Source organism: Gordonibacter sp., from assembly GCF_036667095.1.
GTDB lineage: Bacteria > Actinomycetota > Coriobacteriia > Coriobacteriales > Eggerthellaceae > Gordonibacter.
Genome location: NZ_JAVWUP010000348.1, coordinates 1 through 1847, shown reverse-complemented (window position 1 = coordinate 1847; position 1847 = coordinate 1). Strand labels below are relative to the sequence as shown.

The 1847-nt window shown below is 55.2% G+C and carries 2 protein-coding genes; both read left to right on the top strand.

Annotated elements, in window-relative coordinates:
* Positions 1-172: 172 nt before the first annotated feature.
* The gene (locus RR842_RS14490) at positions 173-1327 is read left to right on the top strand and encodes a hypothetical protein (RefSeq protein ID WP_332515093.1); all 1155 of its coding nucleotides are present in this window, start codon (positions 173-175) and stop codon (positions 1325-1327) included.
* A gap of 40 nt (positions 1328-1367) precedes the next feature.
* Positions 1368-1766, top strand: coding sequence for a hypothetical protein (locus tag RR842_RS14485; RefSeq protein WP_332515091.1), 399 nt, complete (start codon positions 1368-1370; stop codon positions 1764-1766).
* Positions 1767-1847: the final 81 nt, after the last annotated feature.

Here is a 1847-nt window from a genome sequence, read left to right as displayed (position 1 = left end):
TTTTTTAGTCGATTCAAAGAATACAGGAAGGTCCTTACTTCTGCCTCTCATTCTGGGATACCCCTCTTTCCCCCAGTTAATGTTACTCACACCGAAAGATCTGTTGATATTGAAAAACTATAGTGAAAAAATTATAATTAAAAACATCGTTGGATGTACCTAAGGAGGGATAATGAAAGACCATTTGAAAAAGGGGATGAGTGTACTTTTAACAGCTTCGCTTGCCTGCATGGTGCCGCTGCCAGCACTGGCCGAGGAACCGGCGGAGGTACGTGATCCGAGCGCGCAGGTCGTAGTTGAGGACACCGAGATGAGCGCTGCGATCCAGGAGCTTTTGACGAGCAGTCTTAAAGCAGGCGCCGCCGTCGACGAACTCTCGAAAGCCACCGACGGTGCCGTTACCGTCGATTTCGCGAACCTGCCCGAGGCGCCCGACGATGAGTCGTGGGCGGCAGACGCCGAGGAGTACCTCGCTTCTCTGACTGCGACCTCCCCGCAGCTCATGGCCGAGGATGAGGAGCAAGTCGACCTCCTCGATGCCCAAGGCTCTGCGGTGTCTTATGCGATCAATCGCGCAAACTGGAGCGTTGCGAAGGGTCGATCGTCCGATTTGGCTACCGAGGCCGTTTACATGTATATATCCCATTATATCGACATTGGCAGCAACTACTGGTCGGCCGGCAGTATCGACTACCTGCTCGATGGATCGGCGCGCTCCAACGTCCAGCCGTTCTTCTCGCAGTGGCTTCTCAAGGCGGATCGCGATACCTATTCCACTTATCTCAACGCCACTGGCGGCACTAAGCACATAGCGGAGATCGGCAACATCGCGATTGGAGCTGCAGGCATCGTGGGCACGGCTAAGGACGTGTACGACGCCGCCGGTACGCTTGGGCAGATCTCCGAATGGGGTTACCGCTCCAAGGCTTCGGTTGCTGGCTTATCGGCCGTATATGACGGGGCCGCCTTGTCGAGTGACCTTGCCGATTTAAAGGCCAGTATCGATACGGCTATGTCGAACGACCCGGAGCGAAAAGTAAGTGAGATTGCCGCCGAGTATGCAGCCAACAAGGATATCCTGACTAAGTACGACCAAATGGCCAAAGAGGAAATGATCGGTATCGTGCTCGGCATGGCTGCAACTACTATGCTAGCTGGCGGACCTGTCGGAGTTATCGGGGCTGGCGCAATCGGCCTCGTTGCATCCGCTGCATCCGTTTCTCTTTACATGGCCTCAGACTTCTACAGCTACGTAGCGTGGCTCGCAATGCGCTACGGTTGGTCGTCTCGCTACAGCATGCGCTTGTACGAGCAGCTTTTCGGGTAGACTACAAGGGATAACGCTTTCCGACGAAAGGCAGAAACGATTGAAGCGTCTACTCGAGTACACGTACCTTTGGGCGGAGCAGGGCGGCGACGTGAATGTCGCCGCCCTGCAGGACATCTTCCTGTTTGCCCTTGCCGGCTCGGCGGTGTTCTTCTTCCTCATCCACTTGGTAGTGCCGTACACCCCGCTGGAACGCCAAAAGAACCCTCGGATTGAAGAAACGCCTCGTTTTTTCCTGACCTTCACGAAGGGCCAGCTCCTGGCGTATCCGCTCAATGTTCTGGGCATCCCCGTCATGGCGACGAGCGTGTACCCGTATCCTCCGGGATGGCCTGTAGGCGACCTTCCCTGGGGAATGTGCATTGCGGCTTGCATCGCCGTGTTCTACGTGCTCCCGGCGTTCGCGCAGAAGGCCATCGACGGCAACACCCGCAGATGACTTGCCCGATATCCTTTATGCGGATCGGTGACCTGTATAGTTTTTTCGGACACGAGATTAAGAGATTTTTGAACTCAAATC